General features: G+C 39.6%; 17 protein-coding genes. 1 reads left to right on the top strand and 16 read right to left on the bottom strand.

Annotated features, from left to right (window positions below):
* Positions 1-87 precede the first annotated feature (87 nt).
* The 6 genes from ACLNCW_RS00085 to ACLNCW_RS00060 form a co-directional block, all read right to left on the bottom strand.
* A complete protein-coding gene (locus ACLNCW_RS00085) occupies positions 88-927 on the bottom strand; it encodes an amino acid ABC transporter substrate-binding protein (RefSeq protein WP_261071267.1) in 840 nt (279 codons plus the stop codon).
* Between the two features lie 9 nt (positions 928-936).
* A complete protein-coding gene (locus ACLNCW_RS00080; RefSeq protein ID WP_424845166.1) occupies positions 937-1,566 on the bottom strand; it encodes an amino acid ABC transporter ATP-binding protein in 630 nt (209 codons plus the stop codon).
* A 9-nt stretch (positions 1,567-1,575) separates the two neighbouring features.
* Entirely contained in the window at positions 1,576-2,217 is a 642-nt protein-coding gene (locus tag ACLNCW_RS00075) for an amino acid ABC transporter permease (protein WP_020902748.1), read from the bottom strand.
* 140 nt (positions 2,218-2,357) lie between these two features.
* Positions 2,358-3,587, bottom strand: coding sequence for a tetratricopeptide repeat protein (locus ACLNCW_RS00070; protein ID WP_424845165.1), 1,230 nt, complete (start codon positions 3,585-3,587; stop codon positions 2,358-2,360).
* Positions 3,577-4,743, bottom strand: a complete 1,167-nt coding sequence (locus tag ACLNCW_RS00065) for an AI-2E family transporter (protein WP_261011018.1) — start codon at positions 4,741-4,743, stop codon at positions 3,577-3,579. Before ACLNCW_RS00065 ends, ACLNCW_RS00070 begins: the two co-directional genes overlap by 11 nt.
* Before the next feature lie 117 nt (positions 4,744-4,860).
* Entirely contained in the window at positions 4,861-6,843 is a 1,983-nt protein-coding gene (locus ACLNCW_RS00060) for a peptide ABC transporter substrate-binding protein (protein WP_424845164.1), read from the bottom strand.
* Between the two features lie 198 nt (positions 6,844-7,041).
* On the opposite strand from ACLNCW_RS00060, the gene ACLNCW_RS00055 reads away from it, so the two are divergent.
* Entirely contained in the window at positions 7,042-8,055 is a 1,014-nt protein-coding gene (locus ACLNCW_RS00055; RefSeq protein ID WP_247953158.1) for a lactonase family protein, read from the top strand.
* A 44-nt stretch (positions 8,056-8,099) separates the two neighbouring features.
* On the opposite strand, the gene ACLNCW_RS00050 is transcribed toward ACLNCW_RS00055, so the two are convergent.
* The 10 genes from ACLNCW_RS00050 to ACLNCW_RS00005 all read right to left on the bottom strand — a co-directional run.
* A complete protein-coding gene (locus tag ACLNCW_RS00050) occupies positions 8,100-8,519 on the bottom strand; it encodes a F0F1 ATP synthase subunit epsilon (protein WP_004256585.1) in 420 nt (139 codons plus the stop codon).
* 10 nt (positions 8,520-8,529) lie between these two features.
* The gene (gene atpD, locus ACLNCW_RS00045) at positions 8,530-9,936 is read right to left on the bottom strand and encodes a F0F1 ATP synthase subunit beta (protein ID WP_000094357.1); all 1,407 of its coding nucleotides are present in this window, start codon (positions 9,934-9,936) and stop codon (positions 8,530-8,532) included.
* A gap of 84 nt (positions 9,937-10,020) precedes the next feature.
* The gene (locus ACLNCW_RS00040; RefSeq protein WP_000301224.1) at positions 10,021-10,899 is read right to left on the bottom strand and encodes a F0F1 ATP synthase subunit gamma; all 879 of its coding nucleotides are present in this window, start codon (positions 10,897-10,899) and stop codon (positions 10,021-10,023) included.
* Positions 10,900-10,914: 15 nt separating this feature from the next.
* Complete coding sequence (gene atpA, locus ACLNCW_RS00035; protein ID WP_424845163.1) at positions 10,915-12,420, bottom strand: F0F1 ATP synthase subunit alpha; 1,506 nt, start codon at positions 12,418-12,420, stop codon at positions 10,915-10,917.
* Positions 12,421-12,434: 14 nt separating this feature from the next.
* Positions 12,435-12,971, bottom strand: a complete 537-nt coding sequence (locus tag ACLNCW_RS00030; RefSeq protein WP_424845162.1) for a F0F1 ATP synthase subunit delta — start codon at positions 12,969-12,971, stop codon at positions 12,435-12,437.
* On the bottom strand, positions 12,971-13,465 hold the full coding sequence (gene atpF / locus ACLNCW_RS00025; RefSeq protein ID WP_001103468.1) for a F0F1 ATP synthase subunit B: 495 nt from the start codon (positions 13,463-13,465) through the stop codon (positions 12,971-12,973). The genes ACLNCW_RS00030 and atpF overlap by 1 nt, the downstream gene beginning before the upstream one ends.
* A 13-nt stretch (positions 13,466-13,478) precedes the next feature.
* Positions 13,479-14,189 (bottom strand): F0F1 ATP synthase subunit A, encoded by a 711-nt coding sequence (gene atpB / locus ACLNCW_RS00020; RefSeq protein ID WP_000392870.1) that lies wholly within the window; start codon positions 14,187-14,189, stop codon positions 13,479-13,481.
* 33 nt (positions 14,190-14,222) lie between these two features.
* A complete protein-coding gene (locus ACLNCW_RS00015) occupies positions 14,223-14,423 on the bottom strand; it encodes a F0F1 ATP synthase subunit C (RefSeq protein ID WP_001054558.1) in 201 nt (66 codons plus the stop codon).
* Positions 14,424-14,737: 314 nt separating this feature from the next.
* Positions 14,738-16,024 carry a peptidase U32 family protein gene (locus ACLNCW_RS00010; RefSeq protein ID WP_000169065.1) on the bottom strand — a complete coding sequence of 429 codons (1,287 nt, stop codon included), beginning with the start codon at positions 16,022-16,024 and terminating at the stop codon, positions 14,738-14,740.
* 187 nt (positions 16,025-16,211) lie between these two features.
* Positions 16,212-16,736, bottom strand: a 525-nt coding sequence (locus tag ACLNCW_RS00005; protein ID WP_424845161.1) for an LPXTG cell wall anchor domain-containing protein, incomplete at its 5' end; no start/stop codon positions are given.

Here is a 16,736-nt window from a genome sequence, read left to right as displayed (position 1 = left end):
TTTCCATTTAATATATTATCGAACAATAATCAATCTGTCAAGCGATATCTAACTCTTATATTATAAATAAAAAGAAGAAACCGTCATTTAGATTCCTTCTTTCACTTCTTTTGTTGCTACATCTTCTCCAAACCATTTTTGGCTGATTTCCTGGAACTTTCCTTCTTGGTATAGTTCGATAAAGGCCTGGTTTAATGCTGTTAATAATCTTTTATCAGCTGGTCTAACTCCGACCGCAAAGGATTCACTTTCAAATCCTGCTGAAAAGACATTGTAGTCATTTAATATCCCCTCAGACTGGAGATAGTAATTAGCATACACTCGGTCAATCAACAAGGCATCAATCCGATCATTTTTCAAGTCAATCAAGGCCTCATTAAAACTCTGGTACTGATTAGCCTTCTGATCTTTGACACGATTTTTCAGTAAATCTGGCTGGGCTTCAAAGTCTAAATAACCAGAGGAACCTGCTTGGGCTCCCAAGGTCTTATCCTTCATATCCTCTACTGAACGAATCTGTTGGCTTTTCTTCGTAACCAGAACTTGCTGATTTTCCATATATGGAATGCTAAAGGCAACTTTCTCTCGGCGTTCATCAGTGGCAGAATAGCCATTCCAGATGGCATCAATGGTTCCATTTTGCAGTTCCGTCTCCTTCATATCCCAGTCAATGGGTTGAAATTGAACCTTAAAACCTAATTTTTCAGAGACAGCTTGTGCTAAGTCAATATCAAAGCCTGTATATTGGCCATTCTTTTCTTCAAAACCCATGGGTACAAAGGTATTGTCAAAACCAATAGTAATGGTCCCCTGCTCTTGATATTTATCCCAGTTATCCTGCTTTGGATCACTAGCCTTCTGAGTACAAGCTGTTAAAAAAAGAGTCAGGAGAGAAACCAATACTAAAGCAATTTTCTTATTAGTCATTGGCACCTCCTACTTGGGCTCAACCTTGAGAATCTGATCTGCGATATTTTCAGCGAACTGTAAATCGTGGGTAACCACAATCTGCGTCATCCCAAGTTCCCTATTTTGCAAGATCAGTTTTTCCACTTCCAAGCGTAATTCCGGATCTAGGGCAGAAGTCGGCTCATCGTAACCAATGATTCCTGGGTCAATCATCATAGCACGCGCCAAGGCCACTCGTTGCTTTTGCCCACCAGATAGTGAGAAAGGATAGGCATCTGCGTGCCCTGCCAGTCCCAACTGTTCCAGGAGCCCACACGCCTTCTTCTCAGCCTCTTGCTGCTTCATTCCCATGGTTTTTACGGGCGATAAGGTCAAATTATCTAGAACTGATAAATGAGGAAAAAGTTGAAAATCTTGGAATACAAATCCCAGTAGATTCCGCTTCTCTAGTTCATCCAGTTCTAAAGGTTCTCCATTATAAAAGATTTGCCCTGAATCAATGGTTTCAAGACCCGCAAGCATACGTAAGAGGGTTGTCTTACCTCCACCAGAAGGTCCAACGATAGCTAGGATTTGCTTTTCAGGAATTTTTAGACTGAAATTGGATAAAATTTGCTTTTCACCAAAGACTTTATTGATATTTCGTAATTCTAACATGGCAGCCTCCTATCTATAGTAACTGTACTTCTTCTCAACTTTTTTGGCAAGAATGGTCACAATCCCAATCAAAATCAAGTAAATGGCTCCTGCTAAGAACATTGGAACCAGACTAGCATCACGGTTTGCAGCTGTTCGACTAGCCAAGATAAGGTCTGAAATACCTAGAGCATAGACCAGAGAAGTATCCTTGACCAAACTCATGACTTCGTTAAATACGCTAGGAAGAACAATCTTGGTCACTTGGGGCAAGATAATATAGCGTACTGTGTCAAAAGGACTGAATTTCAAGACCTTAGCAGCCTCATATTGACCGTTAGGAATGGTATCAATCCCTCCACGGAAGATTTCAGCAAAGTAAGCCGCATAATTCAATACAAAGGCAATGATAGCCGCAGGAAGACGGTCCAAACGAATCCCAATACTTGGCAGCACATAATAGATAAAGATTAATTGCAAGAGCAAGGGTGTGCCTCGCATAATCCAAATATAAATATTAATCAGATGATGGAGGGGCTTCCAATGGACTTGCAAGGCAAAGGCAATCAAAACGCCCAAAGGAATAGAAAAAATCAAGACCAGTGCAAAAACCTGCAAAGTCATGCTTGCACCGCTCAATAAACTCGGTAATATCTCAAACAAATAAGACATACTGCACCTCCTAAAAATAATTGTTCCTATTATAGCATAAATAAACAAAATAACCAAGAATTTTTGTAAAAAAATTCTATTTGAAAAAGAAAAACTATATCTATCAAAAATGATTAGATACAGTTTTTAAAAATATATTCTTACAATCTCTCAAATAGTTCTTGCATTTGCACATCATCTGGAACTAGTTTTAAGTAAGCTTGGGCATTGACTTTTGCTTCCTCAAAGTAGCCCAGTTCACGCAAGAGATAGATATAGTGTTCCAGAAACTCTGGATTGTCCTTCAAATCTCCTACTAATTCTTGGTAATGCTCATAGGCAGAATCCAAATCGTCCATTTCTTGATAGGAACGAGCAATCATCCACTTGGTCAAAAGATTTTCTGGCTCCTCACTTTGCAAGTCTAGAATATCTTCATAACGCTCCTGCTCCAGATAAATAGTTGCTAGACGGAGTAAGATTTCTTCCGTATCCTCAGCATCTTCTTTAGCAGTAAGGAGGTAGTTCTCTGCTCCACTAGCATCATGCAATTCATAAGAAAATTGTGAAGCAGCTAGCAAGAGGCGAGTTTCAAAGGGATTTTTCTCTAAGCCTTGCTTAGCGATACGCAGGGCTTCTTGAACTTGATGTTCCTTATGTAAGGCCTGACTGTAACCATACTCATAGCCTTCAAAATCAGGTGAAATGGTATCAAGTTGCTTAAAGTATAGAACAGCTTTTTGATATTCTTCTTGATCAAAGTAAAGACTGGCCAACTCAAAAGCTGTTAGGTCATCGTATTCTAACTCCAGGGCTTTTTCTAAAAACTCTGTAGCTGTTTCAAATTTCCCCAACTGGGCATAGGCAAAGCCAATTCGTTGATAGGTAGAAATGCCCGTTTGCTCATAAATAGTACGATTATCTAACTGGGCATAGCCTTGAATAGCTTCTTGGTAATTTTCCAACTCACTATCCAACTCTGCTAATCCCAATATCAAGAGAGGATCTTCCGAGTAAGTTAAGGCCTCCAATAATTTCTCACGCGCCACATCTGTCAAACCTTCCAGCTGGTAAAGGTCTGCTTTAAGTGCCAAAGCTGAAACATACCAGTCACTGTCAGCTTGGATTTCCTCAAGGTACGCAAATGCTTCCTCGATTTGACCATCCTCACTAGCAATCGCTGCCAGATTAAGATGAACCTCTGGAAAATTTTCTACAATTTTCAGGTAAATTTCCTTGGCCTGAGGATAAAAACCAATCCCTTCAAGATAAGTAGCTAACTCATACAGAAGGTCACTTGGATCATTTTCTAAAGCTTTGACGAAATAGTGCTCAGCCTTGGTTAAATCTTGCTCTTCCAAAGCCTGTAACATCTGTTGACTATTGTTCACTCTTGATTTCCTCTCCCTCTACTTCATATAGGCCACTGACTACCTTATACCATTCAAAAATCGCCGAAATGACAACCTTAGCAGAAGCATAAACTGGAATACCGAGTAAAACTCCCCAAATACCAAACATAGATCCTGAAGTTAACAAGACAAAGAGAACATTAATGGGATGGATATTCAATTGACTTCCCAAAATCAATGGAGACACAAAACGGCCTTCAATAGTTTGTTCTACGATAAAGACAATCACCACTTTTAACAGCATGACTGGCCCAGCAATCAAACCCAATACTAGGGCAGGAAGCATGGCTAGGAAACTACCAAGATAAGGAACCAGATTTAAAATACCAGCAGTAACCCCCAACGTAACTGCATAGCGTAGACCAATGATCTTGAAGAAAATCATAAACATTACCGCAACAATAATAGCCACTGTCACTTGCCCTCGAACATAGTTGGACAACTGTTGATTTACATCTGATAAAACTTGTCCTACAGGTTCTTTCAATTTCGTTGGCATGAATTGGGTCAAATAGTGACGCAGGCCTTTCCCATCACGTAAGAGATAAAAGAGCATGAAAGGAACGATAATCAAGGCAACAATCACTTGAGATGCGCCGCTAATAAATGCACTCACCCAGTTGACTGCCTGAGATGAAACCTTACTTGCCCAAACTGTAGCCTGGCTAGAAAAATTAGTCAAAACTTGCTCTAACTGAGGTCTGAAATCATCTGGCAAACGCTTAGTTACCAGATCATCAATAACCCTGTCTGCATCTTCAAGATAGACTGGAACATTCCTTGCAAAAGTTAAAACCTGACGTTGTAGATTTGGAATGGCTACTGCCAAGCCCCAAATGATAAATAGGGCGATGATGACAAAGACAATAGTGATGGCTATGACGCGATTAACTTTGTGTTTTTCCATCCAATCAACAATAGGATTCAACAAATAATATAGCAAACCAGACAGAATGACTGGTAACATCACAACTGCCAAAAAGTCCAAAACAGGTGAAAATAGAAAACTAATCTTACTTAAAATAAAAAGATTGAGTCCCAATAATAAGGTTACCAAAAATACCGTAATGGCCTTGTTATCCAAAAACCACTTGAAAAACCAAGATAGGCTAAAATGTTTCTCTTTTTGCTCCATAAATACTTCCTTTCTATTGTTCTCTCATTATACCATTTTTAAATCAAAATAACTCTTTTTTAAAGTGCTTACATGGAGACAGCAACATAAAAAATCTCCTCAAAAGAGGAGATTCGATTAGTCTTGAATATGACGGTCTAAGTTCTTCTGATAATCAGCATTGGATTTGGCTTTTTCATCAGCAAATTTCTTGCGGAACTCATCCATTTCTTTAGTAGTGACAATCTTATCTTGGATTTTCAGATACTTGTAGCTATTTTCACTAGTCTTGTCACCTACCCAGCCACCGGCACCACTGCCAGGAACCATTTTCGTCACTAGCATTTGAGCACCATCAGAGTATACTGGAATAACAAGTGCACTATCTGACAACCAAGCTTGAGCCTTAGCATATTTGGAATAACGTTTTTGAAGGTCTGTTTTCTCACTATTTGCATCATCAATCAGTTCTTTGTATTTATCCAATCCAACTGTTTTAATAACTGGATTGTCTGTTCCTGGTGCCACACCAAGAGCACTTAGGAGACTTGGACCTGAAGTTGGATCAAATACATCTAGATAAGTCGATGGATCTGCAAAGTCTGGAGTCCAACCACTGACTGCATTAATATCCCAGTCAGTATTTGCATTGGAAGTAGCTAGAGTAGTCATACTTCCCAATTCATCATCAGAAACTTGTTGAATATCAACAACTACATTGTCAGAGCCTAAGGCTTCCTCAATGGATTGTTTATAAGACTGAACCTGACGAATAAAATCTGGATTTGATGAAGAAATTGGCAAATCTAAATGAATTGGGAACTGTACTCCATCAGCTTGAAGGGTTTTCTTAGCAGCTTCAAATTTAGCCTTAGCCTTGTCTACATTATGAAGTGAATCTTGGGCATCATCAAGACTGACATCTTTCCAGACATTATCCAATTTATCCAATTCTGTCTTAGTAACTTGACCAAATGTTTGATCTCCTACTTGAACAAATGTTGGAGGAGTGAAACTTGTCCGTAACTTACGAGGTCCTACTTCATCACCAAATACTTGAGAGATCCCTGCTTTACGATCTACCGCAAAAGCCAAGGCTTGACGGAAATCTTTGTTTAACAAGGCTTTCTTAGTAGAAATTTTTTCTGCATCACTTGTTTTAGCAGTGTGATTGTAATTTACACGGTCGATATTGGTTGAGATATAAAAAACTCCTCCACGCTGTTGACCATACACAATATCATCCTTGTATTTTTCTTTTAGACGTTCATAGTTAGCAGAGTTTTTAAAGAGTGGTGCAGCTGGATAGTGTCCCTCATCAAAACCGCGTCCTAGAGAGTCTGCATCTTGACCATCAAAGAAGGATAACTTGATATCATCAATAAAGACATTTTGTTTATCCCAGTAGTTTTGATTTTTGGTCATTTCGATAGAAGACTTAGATGTAAGACCTTTGAGGAGATAAGGCCCATTGTATAGAATGCTCGTTACATCCGTTGGTTTACCAAAGTCATCTCCTTTAGAAGCTAAAAAGTCTTCATTAACTGGTGCAAGGACTCCCATTGTTGTTTTTGAATTCCAGAAAGATTCTGGATGATTCAAAGTATAGACTACAGTATAATCGTCAGTTGCTTTTACCCCAACACTAGAAAAATCTGTTGTTTTCCCATTTACATAGTCATCCAATCCTTTGATAGAATCCTGTACGAGATAAAGAGCCTGTGATTTCTTATCTGCTGCATGTTTCAGACCAGTTACAAAGTCCTGAGCCTTGACTTCACCATACTCTTCCCCCTCATTGGTATACCATTTGACACCCTGACGGATTTTATAGGTATAGGTCAAACCATCTTTGGAAACAGTCCAATCTTCTGCAACTGATGGAACTAAATTTCCATATTGATCATTTTCTAGTAATCCGTCAATAACATTACCTGTAATCTGTTTAGTGCTGACATTCCCAGAAACTGTATAATCCAAAGTAACAGGATCTGATGTAAACACATAAGCATAAGTCACTGGCTTAGTAGCATCCTTATTACCATTACCAGATGAACACGCTGCTAGAACGGCAGTAGACAAAACTGCAATTCCAGTCGCTAAAAAAACTCGTTTTTTCATAGTAAGGACTCCTTTAAACATTTTATGAATTCATTATAGCACTTTTAAGAAGAAAAGTAAGGAAAACAATCTCAATGTTATTATATTTTTTAAAAAAACAATCAATTATTTTTTTAAAGTGCTTACATCTAATTGGATGTCTTTAATTGGCTTGTTTTTGTGATATAATAGTCATATCTTTATTATAGAGGTAAAGTTATGAAAGAAACTGTTTATTTTGGAACTTATACACGTCGTACTTCCCAAGGGATTTATAAGGCAGACTTTGATACAGAAACTGGTCAGCTTTCAAATCTAGAACTTTTTGCTACTGAGCCAAGTCCAACCTACCTTGCCTTTGACCAGCATCAACATTTATACACTGTTGGTAGTCAAGACGATAAGGGTGGAATTGCAGCCTATCAAACTAATGGTACCTTATTAAATCATGTCGTTGAAGAAGGAGCTCCCCACTGTTATGTTGCCGTGGATGAAAAGCGTGATTTGGTATATGCTGCCAACTACCATAAAGGACAGGTACTTGTTTATAAACGCCAGGAAGATGGTCGTCTTCTACTTAGTGATGTGGATCAACACAGCGGCCAAGGTCCACATGAAAATCAAGCTTCTCCACATGTTCACTATTCAGATTTAACACCTGACCACTATCTAGTGACCTGCGACTTGGGTACTGACCAAGTAATTACTTATGATCTTGATTCAGAAGGAAAATTATCTAAGCTCTATACCTATCATAGCCAGCCAGGAGCAGGCTCACGCCATATTATTTTCCATAACCATTATAAAATCGCTTATCTCATTTGTGAACTCAATAGCACTATCGAGGTTCTAATCTACGATGGTGTTGGCGAATTTGAACGCATGCAAGTCATTTCAACTCTACCAGACGGTTATGAAGGCTTTAATGGTACTGCTGCTATTCGTCTCTCTAAAGATGGTAAATACCTCTACGCCTCTAACCGGGGTCATGATTCTATCGCAGTATATACAATTCTTGCGGACGGTAGCTTAGAGTTGTTAGAAATCGTTCCGACACATGGTCAGACTCCACGTGATTTTGATTTGACACCAGACCAAGAATTTGTCATTGCTGTCCATCAAGACTCTGACAATGCAACCGTCTTTAAACGCAACTCTGAAACTGGACGTCTAGCAGAACTTTCTAATGACTTCCATGTCCCAGAAGCAGTCTGCATCAGTTTTGCCCCTTAAGAAAACATAAAAAATGAACTTGGTAACTCAAGTTCATTTTTTTCTTATAGTCTATTTCCGACATTAATACGGTTAATGGCACGTTGCAGTGCAATCTTCGCACGACGTTCTTGGTCAATCAAGTGTTTGTCTTGTGCTTCTTCAATTTCACGCTCTGCTCGAAGTTTGGCACGTTCTGCACGACTAACGTCGATATCACGAGCACGTTCTGCAGAGTCAGCAACAATTGTGACAACGCCATTGGCAACTTCGATAACGCCTCCGTTCACTGCAATCCAGTTCACGTGATTTTCATCATCTACACGTTTAACCTTAACCTCATCAACTGCTAAAACTGCAATCATATTTTCATGTCGTGGCAAGATTCCCATCTCACCATCCAGAGTTCGAACTGATACAAAGCTGGCATGGTGATCATAGACGAGACCATCTGGTGTCACGATCTGGACAGTTAACTGAGCCATAGATCACCTCTTAAAATCCCATTTTTTCAGCTTTTGCAATCACATCTTCGATAGAACCTACACCACGGAAGGCATCTTCTGGCAAGTGGTCGTGTTTACCATCAAGGATTTCCTTAAAGCCACGAACAGTTTCAGCAACTGGAACATAAGAACCTGGTTGACCAGTAAATTGTTCCGCAACGTTGAAGTTTTGTGACAAGAAGAACTGGATACGACGGGCACGAGCAACCAAGGTCTTTTCTTCATCAGAAAGCTCATCCATACCAAGGATAGCAATAATATCTTGCAATTCATGGTAACGTTGAAGAACACGTTTTACTTCAGCAGCAACTGCATAGTGCTCTTCTCCAACAATTTCAGGTGCCAAGGCACGTGAGCTTGAAGCAAGTGGGTCAACGGCTGGGTAGATACCCAATTGTACCAACTTACGTTCCAAGTTAGTTGTTGAATCCAAGTGAGCGAAGGCTGTTGCTGGCGCTGGGTCAGTATAGTCATCCGCTGGCACATAGATAGCCTGGATAGAGGTTACAGAACCCTTTTTAGTTGATGTAATACGCTCTTGCAATTGACCCATTTCTGTAGCAAGTGTTGGTTGGTAACCAACGGCTGATGGCATACGACCCAAAAGGGCGGATACTTCTGAACCGGCTTGAGTGAAACGGAAGATATTATCAATAAAGAGAAGCACGTCTTGTCCTTCTACATCACGGAAGTATTCAGCAATTGTCAAACCAGTAAGGGCAACACGCATACGTGCTCCTGGTGGCTCATTCATCTGACCAAATACCATGGCTGTTTTCTCGATAACACCTGATTCTTTCATTTCCCAGTAAAGGTCGTTCCCCTCACGAGTACGTTCCCCAACACCAGTAAATACTGAAATACCACCGTGTTCTTGGGCAATGTTGTGAATCAATTCTTGGATTAAGACGGTTTTACCAACTCCGGCACCACCGAAAAGTCCAACTTTACCACCTTTAAGGTAAGGGGCAAGAAGGTCGATAACCTTAATCCCTGTTTCAAGGATTTCAGAAGAGGTAGACAACTCATCAAAAGTTGGAGCTTTTTTATGAATTGGCTGACGCTCTGCATCTTCTGTAAAAGGAGCTTCCAAGTCAATGGTATCTCCCAAAACATTGAAGACACGTCCCAAAGTTTCTTTACCTACTGGTACAGAGATTGGACGACCTGTGTCCAATACTTCCATTCCACGAGTCAAACCATCTGTTGATTCCATGGCGATAGTACGGACCATACCATCTCCCAACTCCAAGGCTACTTCAAGGACGATTTTTGTTTTTCTTTCGTCATTTTTGTAGACGACAAGTGCATTGTTAATCTCAGGAAGTTTTTCCCCTGCTGCAAACAAGACGTCTACAACGGGACCGATAACCTGAGCAATTTTACCTGAACTCATCTCCTTCTCCTATTCTATATAAGATACTGTCGGTCCTAGCTTAACTAGGTCCTAAGTTCATTTTCATACGAGCTGGACTAGTGCCTATTCTAAGGCACTAGCTCCTGCTACGATTTCTGTAATTTCTTGTGTAATCGCCGCCTGTCTGGCACGGTTATACTGAATTGTCAAATCATTAATGACTTTCTTAGCATTATCTGTCGCTGTTTGCATGGCTGTCATACCAGCAGCATTTTCAGCTGTCTTAGCATCGATAATAGCACCATAAATCATACTTTCTGCAAATTGAGGCAACAACTGCTCCAAAATTTCTTCTCGACTAGTTTCCAACTCAAAGGTCAAACTGTAACTGTCATCCGCTTCATTTGGATCCAAGTCAACAATCGGAAGCATTTGCTCCACACGCATTTGACTGGTTAGCGTATTGACATGGTGGTTATAGCAGACATAGAGTTCATCAAAAAGTTCATTTTGGTACATTTCAACAGTTTTTGAAATAATCTTACGAACTTCATCAAAGCTTGGTTGATCTGCCAAGCCACGTAGTTCATAAAGTGGTTGAATACCACGAGCTTTAAAGAAATCAGCTCCCATTCCACCAATACAGATCATTTCAAAACCTTTACCGTCTGGATGGTATTCTTCTTTCAGCTCCATAACGGCTTTCAAAATAGAAGAATTATAACCTCCAACCAAACCTCGGTCTGATGTAATGACGATATAGCCTGTCTTCTTAACTGGACGGCTAATCAACATCGGATTGGTTGAACTACCAGCTCCATTCCCATGAAGAATATCCGTCAAAAGTTTACGAACTTTCTGAGCATAAACTTGGAAGTTGCGAGCAGCTTCTTCAGAACGACCTAGCTTAGCAGCTGATACCATCTGCATGGCATTTGTGATTTGACTAGTATTTTTTGTTGAGGCGATTTTTGTTTTAATATCATTTAGAGATACTGCCATCTGACACCTCTATTCTTATTGGAAGCTGGTTTGATTGAGAAACTCTGTAATCGCAGCATCCAAGACTGCTTCTTCTGGCAAGTCTTTTGTATCACGAATGGTTTCTAAAATCACTGGATGTTGAGCATCAAAGAAGGCATGGAACTCTTCCTCGAAACGAACAATTTCATCTACAGGAACAGTATCCAAGAAACCATGTGTCAAAGCATAGAGAATGGTTACTTGTTTCTCAACAGGCAATGGTTTGTGAACAGGTTGTTTCAAGACTTCAACTGTACGACGTCCACGGTTCAACTTAGCCTGTGTTGCTGCGTCCAAATCAGAACCAAACTTAGTGAAGGCTTCCAACTCACGGTATGAAGCAAGGTCGATACGAAGTGTACCAGCAACCTTTTTCATGGCTTTAATTTGTGCAGAACCACCTACACGAGATACAGATGAACCCGCGTCAATGGCTGGACGAATACCCGCATTGAAGAGACCATCACCGAGGAAGATTTGTCCATCAGTGATTGAAATCACGTTGGTTGCGATATAGGCAGAGATATCTCCTGCTTGTGTCTCGATAAACGGTAGGGCTGTAATAGATCCACCACCAAGTTCATCAGAAACTTTAGCTGAGCGCTCAAGCAAACGGCTGTGAAGGTAGAAAACATCCCCTGGGAATGCTTCACGACCTGGAGGACGACGAAGCAAGAGAGACAGTTCACGATAAGCTACCGCTTGTTTTGAAAGATCATCATAAACGATCAAAACATGCTTACCTTGGTACATAAATTCTTCCGCCATGGCAACCCCAGCATAAGGAGCTAGGAAGAGCAATGGAGATGGTTGTGAAGCAGAGGCTGTCACAACGATTGTGTAGTCCAAGGCACCGTACTGACGTAGTGTTTCTACTTGCGTACGAACTGTTGATTCTTTTTGTCCAATCGCAACATAGATACAGATCATATCTTGACCTTTTTGGTTCAAGATTGTATCAATCGCAATAGTTGTTTTCCCTGTCTGACGGTCACCGATAATCAACTCACGTTGACCACGACCAATCGGTACAAGGGCGTCAATAGCTTTCAAACCAGTTTGCAATGGTTCTGATACAGACTTACGTTGCATAACACCAGGAGCTGGTGCTTCTACTGGACGAGTTTTATCAGTGTGGATTTCTCCAAGACCGTCAACTGGACGACCAAGCGGATCCACAACACGACCAATCAGACTTTCACCTACTGGGACTTCCATGATTTTCCCTGTACGGCGGATTGTATCGCCTTCACGGATATCTGTAAAGTCACCTAGGATGATAATACCAACATCTGTTGACTCCAAGTTTTGAGCCATACCATAAGAGCCGTTTTCAAAAATCAACAACTCTCCACTCATGGCATTTTCAAGGCCGTGAGCACGCGCGATACCGTCCCCGATATAGGTTACAACACCTGTTTCAGTCACATCAAAATTGGGTTTGAAATTTTCAATTTGTTGCTTAATTAAAGCGCTGATTTCTTGTGCGTTAATTGCCAAAAGAACACCACTTTCTATTTCAAATTTTCTTTAACAACTTTAAGTTGTTGTTTAATACTCACATCAATTGTCTTGTGATTGGCAAAAATGACAAAACCACCAATAAGACTTTCATCGATTTGTTCTTTTACACTCCTTACTTTAAGAGACATTTTTTTCTCAATCAAAGGGAGCAAGCAACTCTTCTGTTCATCAGTTAAAGGATGAGCTGAAGTAATCGTCACTTCAAATCGATTTGTTTCTTTTTCAAGTCGGTTCAAGCAATCTACAAGAATATCATAAAAAAGATTTGCTCTGTGATTGTAGATAAGAACCTGGATAAAGTTTTGCAATAAAGGTGACACTGAATCTTGGAAGAAAGTAATTGTTTTTTCCTTGTCAGACTCGTCTACTGCCACTTTTTTTAAAAAAGAAGGTAAGGCTGTTTCTTCAGCAACTTGCTTGATTTGAGCTAAGTCTGAAAAGATACGGTCTTCTTCTCCTTTTTCTATAACCAATTGGACAAAAGGCATGCTGTATTTTTCAATTACCTTTACTGTTTTCTTGTCCATTAAGCTTCTCCTAACTGATCGATATACTGATCAATAAGTTCTTTATGGGCATGACCGTCAAGGTTTTGTGAGATGATTTTACCAGCCAAGCTGATTGTCAAATCTGCTACCTCACCCTTAACGCTTTGTAAAGCTTCAGCTTTATTTTGAGCAATTTCTTGGTTCGCTTTTTCTTTCAAGCGTCCTGCTTCTAGCTTAGCATCTGCTAAAATACTAGCTTTGCTTTTCTCAGCTGTTTCTTTCGCATTCTCAATGATTGTCTTAGCTTCTTTACGGCTACCAGCCAATTCATCTTCGCGTTTTTGAGCCAATACTTCTGCTTTTTGACGTGCTTGTTCAGCTCCGTCAATATCTGCTGCAATTTTTTCTGCTCTTTGTTCGAAAATGCTAGTCAAATTTGACCAAGCGTATTTCTTAACCAAGACTAGCAAGAGAATAAAGGAACCAGCGATTAGTATAAAATCACCAAGTAATTCACCTACTGTTACATTCATAAACTACTCCTTTCTATTCTTCATCATTAATTTTATTTCCTAGGTACATTGAAGATAACAATGTAAATACATATGCTTGTACACAAGAAATAAAAACAGAAAATGCAGTCCAGATTAGATTTGTTCCAAAAGCAATAGGATACCAATAGAAGGCCTGATGAGAAAGTAGGACTAACATACTTGCCATCACTTCTCCTGCAAAGATATTACCAAATACCCGCAATGCAAGTGAAAGGAGATTGGTAACTTCTTCTAAGAGATTCATTGGTGTCATAAAACCTGGTGTCACAAATGCTTTTAAATACTTTTTGATTCCACGACGACGAATTCCTTCTACGTGGGTCATTAAGATAATTGTAAAAGACAAGACCAAGTCAAATGACAAATTTGCTGTTGGTGAGGTCCAAAGATTTACACCATCTGTAGTCTGAATTCTAGCCATTAAGCCAATATTATTTGCAATGGCCATAAATAGGAATAAACAGAAATAAAAGAGAGAATAATCCTTTATCATTGGACCAAGGTTTGATTTTGTAAATCCAACAACAAAATCAAATAAATACTCTAATACATTTTGTTTTCCTGTGGGTCTCAATGTCATATTTCGAGTTGCCCAATAAATAAAGCCAAAAATAAGTGCTACAGTCAACAAAGTCAAAACTACTATGGTTAAATTAAAGGTAACAGGACCAATATTGATGGTTGGATTAATACTTTCTTCCATCTAAAATCCTCCCTTTTTCAATTTATACTTCTTTTATTTGATGATAAATGAAAATACAAGAGTAACGAAGAAAGTACCTTCAATAAAGGCAACCCCTAGGATCATCAAACTACGTAGTTCTGAGATGATATCTGGTTGGCGAGCAACTGATTTCAACAAACCGTTCATCAACAAACCTTCACCAAGAGATACACCCATACAGGCAAGACATAGACCGAAAAATGTTAAATTCATGACGAATTCTCCTTTTAATTAAAATTTACTTACTTAGTTTAGTCCTAAAAATTGGATTTGTCAACTTTTTACTTACGTTGAAAGCGTTTAATGGAAATTATTTACAATTTTACTATTTTTAAGTCTATTATATAGAAAACTTTGGAAAAAATTTGTAATAAATCCGTCCATTATCTAGGTCTTTCTGAAAAATAATGAAAAATCCGAGATGAAATCTCGGATGAAAATTAATATATTTTCTTTAACCTAATGTTCTTTTAGTAAGTAGGATTAAAGGGAAAGCAACTAGAAAGCTTTCCTCTCCTGCACGCTTATTAAGCACGAACTGTGACGCTGGTTCCATCTTCCTTATAAAGATTGATGAGTCCTTCTTTGAGAGCTCGAACCATGTCTCCAGCTTGAACAGGTTGTGGAACCTTGATAGTCAAGAGTTCCATTGGATTAGGAGCACGGTCAATTTTATTGCCTTTGGCATCATGTAAATCTTCGATATACGTTTCAAAATGACGGAAACCTGGGCCATAAAACTCAACTTGGTCGCCTTCGTTAATAACGTTCCGTTGACGAATAGTTGCTGTTTGTGTCGCATCATCATAAGAAACCACTTCAGCGACAAACTTATACTCAGGAATTTTACGACGAGCACCAAACAACTGCTCATTTTCAGATGGTGTACCGTAATAGAAACCTGTTGCTAATTCACGTTGGGCAACCTTCCACATCTCATCAATCAAGTCTTGCTTGATAGCTTCGAATTTTTCTGGACTCTCTAGATAAGCATCAACAGCCGCCTTATAACAGTTAGTTACTGTTGAAACATAGTGAATAGACTTCATACGTCCTTCGATCTTCAGACTGTCCACACCATTTTCAATCATATCTGGGATATGGTCAATCATAGACATGTCAACGGCTGACATTGAAAATTCTTCAGGAATTTCACCCTTCAAACTCTTACGTTCTTTCCCAAATGGCATATCGTAAAGGTCGTATTTCCAGCGGCATGACTGAGAGCAACCACCACGGTTAGCATCACGCATACTCATATGGTTTGAAAGAGTACAACGACCAGAGTAAGAAATACACATTGCTCCATGGACAAAGGCTTCAATCTCAACGTCTGTACGTTTGCGAATTTCTGCCAATTCTTCCATTGAAACCTCACGCGCCAAAACGACACGAGTCAAGCCCAGTTCTTTCCAGAACTCAAGAGTTTCATAGTTGGTGGCACTTGCTTGGGTAGAAAGGTGGATTTCAAGACCTGGTGCTTCAGTCGCTGCAATCATAATCAAGGCTGGGTCAGACACGATAACCGCCGCTATTCCGATATCACGTAGTTTACGGAACCACTCACCAGCACCAGCCTCATTTCCTTCGTGCATAACCATGTTGGCAGCCACATAAACCTTAGCACCATACTTGGCCGCAAACTGGACACCTTCTTCCATCTGTTCGAAAGTAAAGTTTCCGGCACGGCTACGAAGACCATAGGCCTGACCACCGATAAAGACAGCATCCGCTCCATATTGAACAGCTACTTTTAGCTTCTCTAAAGTTCCTGCAGGTGATAAAACCTCAGGACGTTTTAATGTTTTTGTCATGTTTTCTCCTATTTGCAATATAAAAGTTTGACGTTTTTCCTTCTCATTTTATAGTAAATAAGTGATAAAATCAAGCCTAGACAGATTGTTTTGACAATTCTAATCTTTTAGATTATTAAAGCAAAAAGATTGTCAAAGAGAAAAAGCCCACAGATGTGAGCCCTTTTCTAATATAGGTTAGGAAAAACTATTTCTCCACTTCTTTTTTCTTGTGTGCAAGAAATCCAAATCCACTCAAAACTCCTAGAAGTCCTAAGACTACAAGATTAGCATGATCTTCTGTACCTGTATTAGGCAATTCCTCTCTCTTACTTGCTACAGAAGTCGGAATTTGTGAAGTTTCTTTTGTCGATTGTTCAGTTGGTGTCTTTGATTTTGGTACTTCTACCTTTGGTGTCTCAACCTTTGGCGTTTCAACCTTTGGTGTTTCAACTTTTGGTGTTTCAACTTTTGGCGTTTCAACCTTTGGTGACTCAACCTTTGGTGACTCAACCTTTGGTGTTTCAACTTTTGGTGTTTCAACTTTTGGCATTTCAACCTTTGGTGTTTCAACTTTTGGCGTTTCAACCTTTGGTGCCTCAACCTTTGGTTTCGTACCTACTGTGATAACTTCTTCTACTGCTTCTTCAGTAATCGTGGTTGGTTCATTCGGTGTTACTGCTCCTGTATTAGGATCCAAGGTATAAGTTGTCGTAGTAGTTGTCTTACCAGA

The organism is Streptococcus sp. CL6.22 (assembly GCF_049738055.1).
In the GTDB taxonomy this organism is placed as follows: Bacteria; Bacillota; Bacilli; order Lactobacillales; family Streptococcaceae; genus Streptococcus; species Streptococcus mitis_DJ.
This window is presented reverse-complemented; position numbering and strand designations above follow the sequence as displayed.

What these genes read in the sequence shown, in the direction of transcription:
- atpF (WP_001103468.1), bottom strand. Translation starts at nt 13,465, where the DNA reads ATGAATGTAACAGTAGGTGAATTACTTGGTGATTTTATACTAATCGCT.
- ACLNCW_RS00060 (WP_424845164.1), bottom strand. Translation starts at nt 6,843, where the DNA reads ATGAAAAAACGAGTTTTTTTAGCGACTGGAATTGCAGTTTTGTCTACT.
- atpD (WP_000094357.1), bottom strand. Translation starts at nt 9,936, where the DNA reads ATGAGTTCAGGTAAAATTGCTCAGGTTATCGGTCCCGTTGTAGACGTC.
- ACLNCW_RS00085 (WP_261071267.1), bottom strand. Translation starts at nt 927, where the DNA reads ATGACTAATAAGAAAATTGCTTTAGTATTGGTTTCTCTCCTGACTCTT.
- ACLNCW_RS00030 (WP_424845162.1), bottom strand. Translation starts at nt 12,971, where the DNA reads ATGGACAAGAAAACAGTAAAGGTAATTGAAAAATACAGCATGCCTTTT.
- ACLNCW_RS00040 (WP_000301224.1), bottom strand. Translation starts at nt 10,899, where the DNA reads ATGGCAGTATCTCTAAATGATATTAAAACAAAAATCGCCTCAACAAAA.
- ACLNCW_RS00065 (WP_261011018.1), bottom strand. Translation starts at nt 4,743, where the DNA reads ATGGAGCAAAAAGAGAAACATTTTAGCCTATCTTGGTTTTTCAAGTGG.
- ACLNCW_RS00010 (WP_000169065.1), bottom strand. Translation starts at nt 16,024, where the DNA reads ATGACAAAAACATTAAAACGTCCTGAGGTTTTATCACCTGCAGGAACT.
- ACLNCW_RS00055 (WP_247953158.1), top strand. Translation starts at nt 7,042, where the DNA reads ATGAAAGAAACTGTTTATTTTGGAACTTATACACGTCGTACTTCCCAA.
- ACLNCW_RS00075 (WP_020902748.1), bottom strand. Translation starts at nt 2,217, where the DNA reads ATGTCTTATTTGTTTGAGATATTACCGAGTTTATTGAGCGGTGCAAGC.
- atpB (WP_000392870.1), bottom strand. Translation starts at nt 14,189, where the DNA reads ATGGAAGAAAGTATTAATCCAACCATCAATATTGGTCCTGTTACCTTT.
- ACLNCW_RS00080 (WP_424845166.1), bottom strand. Translation starts at nt 1,566, where the DNA reads ATGTTAGAATTACGAAATATCAATAAAGTCTTTGGTGAAAAGCAAATT.
- ACLNCW_RS00050 (WP_004256585.1), bottom strand. Translation starts at nt 8,519, where the DNA reads ATGGCTCAGTTAACTGTCCAGATCGTGACACCAGATGGTCTCGTCTAT.
- ACLNCW_RS00015 (WP_001054558.1), bottom strand. Translation starts at nt 14,423, where the DNA reads ATGAATTTAACATTTTTCGGTCTATGTCTTGCCTGTATGGGTGTATCT.